Below are 8,161 nucleotides of genomic sequence, written 5' to 3'. Positions count from 1 at the left end.
TGCCTGTTGCCTCGTGCCTTTACAGAAAGCTGTAAGCATTAAGAAAAAAAATTGAGCGATGAAGGAAATATATTTTCAAAAATCCTTCATCGCTCAATCGCAACATTATTAAATCTGAAATGGCCTTCACTACTTAGCGAAGTATCCCTTATGATTTTTATCGTATCATCGAAATATGTTTGGTTTTTTCATAACTATCCAATTTTACCCTTAAAACAAAAGAGTTAATTGGCTGATTGCTCAAATCAACCTGCTTGCGCGAATCAAACTTATCAACCACGTAGCTAATAATCAAACGGCCAGCCAAATCATAGACAGATACTTCGGCACCAACTAAGTCATCTGCGACCTCCACAGTAAAGATACCCGAGGACGAAGGGTTAGGATATATACTTAGTCCATCCAAATCAGGGTCTGCTTTGAAGGCTTTGGCGGCTGACAACTTCGAAAAACATACTAATTTATTATCAGGTAAAGCAATCGGAGTGTAGGTCAGACTTGAGCGAACTTGGTAGTTTCCATCAACTTTAACTTTGATTGCTTTAGTATTTCCAGTAATTACTTTTCCGTTTAAAGACCATTCATATCCATTGGAATCGCCCTCACCAGAAGATTCGATAGTATACGCACCTACTTGATTAACTACAGGAGTTGCTGGTGTTGTTCTTACATCTATAAACCTCTGAGTAGATGCAGGTGAAAGACAGCCATTGAAATCTTGTACTCTCACCGTATAATTCCCTCCACGTTTGGCATACCAAGTATTATTGGCTCCGTATCCCAGCGAATCGGCCCCAACCCACCAGAAAGCACGATAATTACTCACGGTACTAATCTGAACACTATCACCCGAGCAAAATATTGTATTTCCACCTGCAAAAATCGTAGTAGGTAAAGGAAGTGCATTTACCTTGGCTTCTATTGGATTTGATGGTTTCGACAAACACTTAAAACCATTGATAGTTTGTACAGTGTACAATCCAGCCTGATTGATTGTAATACTTCTTGTGCTAGCTCCATTACTCCATTTGTAGCCAACATCTGCCGATGAATTTAAGGTCAAACTTCTATCTGCACAGAACGGGTTTTGTCCTACCGCAGTAATTATTGGTACGGTTGGTAATGGGTTTACTGTAATTCTTGCTGTATCCGAAAAGGCTAGCGATTGACATCCGTTTACATCTGTGACCTGTACTGCGTAAGCTCCAGCCCCTTTTACAAAAATATCTCGAGAAGTAAAGGTCAATACACTTCCATTATAAGTCCATTTATAAGTAGACGTTCCTGTTGGTGTGGTATTTGGTAAGCTTGAACGAAGCAAAGCGCTATCGCCATCGCAAATAATTTTACCATTCACTGCCTCTATGACTGGTTTGGCAGGAAGCGCATTTATTTTAACTACTTGAGAAGAAGAATAAGCTGAATTACAAGTCTGAGAATCGATTACTTTTACACTATACTGACCAGAAGTTTTAAAAACTACAATATTGGTCGTTGCTACCTCTTCAAGTGTTTCGTCGTTTCTCCAGCTAAATTTTTCGACGTTTGTATTGGCGTACAAAGCTTCTAGTATAACCGTTTTGCCCTCACACACACTAGTTGAGCTACGTGCAAAAATAGTTGGAGCAAGTGGCGCCACTAATACTACTACTCTCGACTTTTCAGAACTTGGAGAAATACACCCTTTGGCTGATCTAGTTTGAACAGTGTAAACACCAGACTTATTAACCGTAATAGCTCTATTGAAACTTGTAGTTTGCGTAGCATTTGTAGAATCTGACCAAATATATTGTGTTTCTGAAATCGACGAAGTCAACGTAACATTCTTGTCAGGACAGAAAGTTAGTGGTCCGTTGGCCGAAATAACAGGTTTTGCGGGAAGAGGGTTTACTACTACTGGCACGTTGGTAGAGGCCAAAACAGAACGACATCCTTTGTCATTGATAGCTATTACATTGTAGTTTCCAGTGGTGCGTACTGTAATTGCAGCAGACGTTTCTCCTGTATTCCATAAATACCTGAAAGATTGAGATGAGGTAAGAACAACCTGACCCCCATCGCAAAACTCTAGTGCGGTGCTATATCCAATAACAGGTTGCGCTGGTCTTCCGTTGATTGTTACTGCATATACATTCGACACAATAGATTTGCAGCCCAAAGTATCCGTATAAACCACCGAATAATTTCCAGCTGAATTGACATTAATATTCTTGGTTGTTCTGTTATTCGTCCACAAATATGAACCCTTCACATAGTTGTTCGAAATCGCAAGTTGTACACTATCTCCCGAACAAACCCCTAAATTTAATCCATCCTGCAAAATTGGGTTATTGGCAAATGTTACCACACTCAAGACAGGTGTAGCAGGTCGAGCATTCATCTTGGTAGTAACTGGCTCAGAGGCAACAGAATAACAGCCATTCGAATCCAAGGCTCTCACAGTTATAATCGATGATTTTCTAACGACGAGCTTTGTGGTTGTATTGGTGGTTGTATCGGCATCGGTATTTCGATACCAAACATTTTTATTAGCAGTATATGAAGATGAAAGACCTACAGTAAATCCTTCACAAAAAATCAAAGGTCCATCGGCCGAAATGGTTGGCTTGGCAGGTAAAGCATTTACTACTACAACAACAGAGTTAGAAACTGGAGATATACAACCAAAATTATTGGTGAATGTCAAATTGTAGGTCCCAGCGGTCTTTACATAAATTGTTTGAGTAGTTTTTGAATTGCTCCACAAATAAGAGCCCGTACCTTTATTATCAGAACTCAACAAAATACTATCGCCTGCACATATTCTCACTGTGCCATTAGGCGTAATTACGGGAGCAGTAGGCACAGGATTTACCGTAACTGTGATAGGATTTGATGAAGGAGACTTACATCCACTTGTACTTACCGCCTGAACACTAATTGTGTTTGAGACAGCGACCCTAATCGTATTAGAACCAGTTGTGGTTGTATCACCTCCAGTGGTACGACTCCATAAGTTACTTCCGGCGGTATAAGACGAAGATAGAGTTACAGACCCTCCTGCGCAGAATGTTGTGATACCACCTGCCGTAATCGTAGGTTTTGCAGGTACGGCATTCACCACAACCGTCACGATGTTTGAAGAAGGAGACTCACAGCCTCCCGAGTTTTTGAATTTGACAGAATAAGTACCTGCTGTTTTTACATAAATTGCCTGACCAGTAGCACCGTTGCTCCAAGTGTAAGTTCCTGAGCCTTTGTTATCAGAACTCAAAAGCACACTATCGCCAGCGCAAATACTCACCGTCCCAGAGGGCGTTACTACAGGAGCCGTTGGGAATGAGCTCATGCTTACAACCACATCGTCAGAAGCAGGCGACGTACAGCCGTTGTTATCACGTGCCACCACATAAACGGTATTGGCATCGTTCACGGTAAGTTTGGCCGAGCCAGTTGTCGTAACAGAACCTCCTACAGATTTTGTCCAAATATTACTTCCTGCTGTATAAGAAGAACTAAGTCCTACCGAACCTCCCGTACACAAAGACAATGTGCCATCAGGAGTAATGGTAGGTTTGGCTGGTGCCGAAGGATAAAGCGATAATGAAATTGTATTTGAAGTGGCCGAACAGCCAGAAGTTGCGTTAGTTGTTGAAGCTGTAAAACTATAGCTACCTCCCGTTGTGATTGAATTACCTGCAACTACTAAGGTTTGAGACGAGCCAACTACAGTGAGGCCTCTGTTCCAAGTATAATTACTAGCCGAAGTCGATGAAAGTGTAATACTGCTAGTTCCACAAAAAACCCCTGTCGTAGGACCATTGGCAGAAATAGTTGGTGCCGTAGGTACAATTTGAGCTACAGTATAAGCAGTTACCGAAATCCACGAACCACCTAGAGTTTCTTTATATCTTGCTGAATAGGTTCCTGGACTTACAATGATTGTACTATCAGACCCAATAATGGTTGATGTTTGATTGTTGGTCCATTCGTAAGCTGCTTTACTTTTGGGTAATCTTAGTTTTACTGTTCCGTTTCCTGTACAAGTATATGAGCCAGATACAGGGGTAATAGTAACCTGTGAAGTTCCATACAGTACCGTCAAACAATTCAACAATACAACAAAGAAGAGTTTGAAAATGTGTTTCATAATTGCTAATTTTTTACTCTTTTGGGATGCTTTCTAAATAAGACGTGCATTTTTATTATGGGTCAACATACTTTGATTCAAAATCTTTATTAAAAAGCAATTAGTTAGATGGGGTAATTGATGTATCTATTTTGCAAGAGAATAGATATATCTGCACTAGGAGAACTATAAGTAAGTGGGCAAAAGTAAATTAGTTTTACCCACCTTAGGTTTTAAGCTTTGTATTATTAGCTAAAGTTTTACTACCAAATCGCTGAAGCCTTCAGCTCGTTGTTGAGCGTAATAAGGCAATACGCTATTCTGAAAAATCATGAATATCGTCCTGATTATATTCTTCCTCACTTTCTTCTTCGGGTTGTACGAATGACTCTTGGGCTTTTTGCAACGATTCCCAAATCATATCTTTCAACTCAGTAAGCCCTTGTTGCATAACAGAAGAAATCATCATATAAGGGAGGTTGTCAGGAATCTGCGCCTTAATTCTTTCCATATCTTCTTCTTCTGTTACTAAATCCATTTTAGAAATAGCAATCATTCTTTCTTTATCCAACAAGGCAGGATTATATTCTTTAAGCTCATTGAGCAAAATTCGATACTCTTCAGAGATATCTTCGGCAGTAGCCGGAATCAAGAATAGTAGAATAGAGTTACGTTCGATATGACGCAAAAAGCGTGTTCCTAGACCTTTACCTTCGGCAGCACCTTCAATAATCCCTGGGATATCAGCCATAATAAAGGACTTGAAATCACGATACGATACCACGCCCAAATTGGGTACGAGGGTAGTAAAAGGATAATCCGCAATTTCTGGTTTTGCGGCTGAAAGAACTGACAATAGGGTTGATTTTCCAGCATTTGGAAAACCTACCAAGCCCACATCGGCCAATACTTTTAATTCCAAAATCACCCACATCTCTTCGCCTGGCTCGCCAGGTTGAGAGTGGTGTGGTGCTTGATTTGTTGAGCTTTTGAAGTGCACATTACCCAAACCTCCTCTACCGCCACGCAACAAGATTACCTCTTGCCCGTCTTTAGTCACTTCTGCCAAAACTTCCCCAGTTTCAGGGTCTTTTGCTATCGTTCCTAGTGGAACTTCTATGAGCATATCTTGACCTTGAGCACCTGTACGACGGCCACCTTCACCACCATTACCATTTTTAGCAAAAATATGTTTTTGATATTTTAAGTGGAGAAGTGTCCAATGTTGGGCATTCCCTTTGAGGATAATATGTCCTCCACGACCACCATCACCACCGTCTGGTCCACCTTTTGGAACGTGTTTTTCACGACGGAAGTGAGTTGAACCTGCGCCACCATGTCCAGAACGAACGTTGATTTTTACGTAGTCAATGAAGTTTGATGTCATAATTACTAATTGAGATTTATAAAGGGCCTATGGTTTCGGCCAATTGTAATGGTTAATACTATTTATTGAGATTTTCAAGCAGAGTGGTCAGGAGTTATCAGTCTTTAGAAAACCCCTTCTGCAATCTGATAGTTCAATGAGGGATTTTTGTCATGATAAAGTCTTATTCAACATTTCAACTTTATTGACAGCGTATCTCCTATAAAACTTGGGGTTAGGTTTTTGACCTAGCTGAAGACCAATAGCCACTGGCTATGAACCTGTTTTCAGCGAGATTGAATAAGAATTGGCAGCTTCTATTGTATCCTTTTGCAAAAATAAGCAATTCTAAGGCATTGACCTATAAGGAAGTAAATAACTAATTAATCGGGATAGCAAATTAAGATATTTTGTAAAGCAGTTCTTGTGTTTTATGCTTGGGTCTGCTGGGTTATAAGTTTGTACGCAAAATAAAATTTAATTTTTGAGCTTTCGGCTTTCAGGTAACGGCTTTCGGCGGTGGGCTTTGGGAAAAATGCTTGTCCGTGGTCGTTAACACTCTTTGCCTTGTGCCTTGTGCCTGTTGCCTCAATCACATACCTTACGATTACTTAATAAACTAGGCTTTAGACAAAGGAATCCAAGATTTGATTTGTCAAAAGCCTAGTTGTATATGTGGTAAATAATGAGCGTGGAGTTATGAATAGCTAACTATTTTACTGCATCGATAGCATCACAAATATTTTGGAAAATTTCTTCGATAGCTCCAATACCATTTACTTTACTCACTTTACCTTGTGCTTCGTAGTAAGGTAATACGTGTATTGTTTTTGAGAAATACTCATCAATTCTTTTCAACAATTTTTCAGCATCATCATCTGCGCGACCACTTACTTTCTGACGCTCAGCAATACGGGTTTTAATTTCCTCTTCGGTTACATCCAACTGCACTACCCCATTGATGCTCTGTCCATTTTTCACCAAAAACGCATCCAATGCTTCTGCTTGTGGAACCGTTCTCGGAAAGCCATCAAAAATAAAGCCTTCTGCCTGAGGATTATTTTTTACTTCTTCCTCCAACATTTCGATGGTAATCGAATCTGGTACTAAAAGACCATCCGCAAGGATTTGTTTTACACGCTTTCCAAGCTCAGTATCGTTGGCTATATGCCCACGGAACATATCGCCCGTAGAAATGTGTACTAAATTGTATTTTTCAATCAATTTGGCTGACTGTGTTCCTTTACCTGCCCCCGGAGGTCCAAACAAGACGAGATTTAACATTGGTTTAAACGTTGTTTTGTGAATTGAAAAATTGTGTTTTGTTATAAGAGTTGCAAATTTACAAGAACCACTTTGAATTATCGTCCTATCTACTAATAATTTAGCAAAAGGAATTCTAAAACATTTCCTAGAATTACCTATCTTCAAAACCATCATTTCTATTTTTTTCAAAATCTATAAAAAACAAAAAGCGGAAACCCTTGTTATACAGGGCTTTCCGCTTTTAGAATGATTTTAAATATTCGTTAACAAATGGATTTTGCTAAGATGACACGCTCAAGAAATATTCTTCCTCTCAAAGCAGAGATAGACCATTTCTAGATTTTCTGCTTATTTGCTATACCTCTATCGTTTGAACTTTGGCTTCAACACCGTCCCAGAGTACTTTGCGCATTTCTAAGGCCTTCACTGAATAAGCCATCGCTTCTTGCCATTTGATTTGGTCTGTTCCACAAAGCTCTGTTACCATCTGAATCGCCAAATGACTATGATGATCGCCATCTACCTCGATATGACGCTCGAGGTAATATCTAAATTTGGCAATACGTTCTGGCATTTCGGCGTGTAGGTCTTTTACCATGGCAATAAACATATCTGGAATCAAATCCTCTCGTCCAAAGGTAAATACAGCTGCCTGAATATGTGGCTGATTGGTAGCGATTACTTCAAAGGTAAAGTTGACAAAATCTTTCACACTTTGACTTACCCCAACGATATCCAATGCTTCTGAAACACTTGTCTTCTGGGTCAATAATGCCAAAAATTGTTCTATTTGAGATAAATCAGCGCCTGTTTGCTTCATCGCATCCAGATATAACTCAAAATGGCTCATACGCACACCATCTTCGTCAACATCACTTTCTTCGCCATTGACAATTTCGTTTATCAAATAACGGGTTTCGGCGCTACCTACAGGAACCCAAGGTACTTCGACACAAGTAAGGTTGCGTTGAAGAGCTTTGAGAATGGACATAAAATCCCATACCGCAAAAATATGGTCTTGCATGAAAAGCTGTAAATGCTCGATATGATTGATTTGATGATAAACTGAATGGTTGGTAAGCGCTTCTCTCAATGGAGCTATTGCTTCTTGAATTTTATTTATTGAATTATTCATAACTAACTTTTACAATCGTAAATTTTGGATTGTTGATTTTAGATTTTCCAATATAATTAAGTAATCGTGCAGAATAAGATTTAAGTTTTTTGTTGAAGGCATAAGGCAAAGAGTGTTAAAATGTTTTTTATTACCCACAGCCATGATTTTTTCCAAAGCTCATCGCCGAAAGCTGATACCTGAAAGCTCTAGGCTATAAGCCTTAGGCATTAGGCAAGCACATTCTTTTACTTACGGCTTTCAGCTTTGGGCATTCGGCAAAAATATATCTATCGTTACTAAAAAG

At 39.5% G+C, this 8,161-nt stretch carries 4 protein-coding genes; all 4 read right to left on the bottom strand.

All coding sequences use genetic code 11. The features are described 5' to 3' along the window. Nucleotides 1–157 precede the first annotated feature (157 nt). Complete coding sequence (locus tag ACOVQ4_RS15480) at nt 158–4,129, bottom strand: hypothetical protein (RefSeq protein ID WP_421821532.1); 3,972 nt, start codon at nt 4,127–4,129, stop codon at nt 158–160. Between the two features lie 295 nt (nt 4,130–4,424). Then, complete coding sequence (obgE, locus tag ACOVQ4_RS15475; protein WP_421821533.1) at nt 4,425–5,498, bottom strand: GTPase ObgE; 1,074 nt, start codon at nt 5,496–5,498, stop codon at nt 4,425–4,427. A 687-nt stretch (nt 5,499–6,185) separates the two neighbouring features. Next, entirely contained in the window at nt 6,186–6,758 is a 573-nt protein-coding gene (locus ACOVQ4_RS15470) for an adenylate kinase (RefSeq protein ID WP_421821531.1), read from the bottom strand. A 337-nt stretch (nt 6,759–7,095) separates the two neighbouring features. Then, nucleotides 7,096–7,875 carry a DUF3050 domain-containing protein gene (locus ACOVQ4_RS15465; RefSeq protein ID WP_421821530.1) on the bottom strand — a complete coding sequence of 260 codons (780 nt, stop codon included), beginning with the start codon at nt 7,873–7,875 and terminating at the stop codon, nt 7,096–7,098. Nucleotides 7,876–8,161 lie beyond the last annotated feature (286 nt).

The sequence above is a fragment of the Flectobacillus sp. genome (assembly GCF_049240685.1).
In the GTDB taxonomy this organism is placed as follows: domain Bacteria; phylum Bacteroidota; class Bacteroidia; order Cytophagales; family Spirosomataceae; genus Flectobacillus.
This window is presented reverse-complemented; position numbering and strand designations above follow the sequence as displayed.

Coding starts and splice junctions, on each gene's coding strand:
- ACOVQ4_RS15480 (WP_421821532.1), bottom strand. CDS start 4,129: ATGAAACACATTTTCAAACTCTTCTTTGTTGTATTGTTGAATTGTTTG.
- ACOVQ4_RS15470 (WP_421821531.1), bottom strand. CDS start 6,758: ATGTTAAATCTCGTCTTGTTTGGACCTCCGGGGGCAGGTAAAGGAACA.
- ACOVQ4_RS15465 (WP_421821530.1), bottom strand. CDS start 7,875: ATGAATAATTCAATAAATAAAATTCAAGAAGCAATAGCTCCATTGAGA.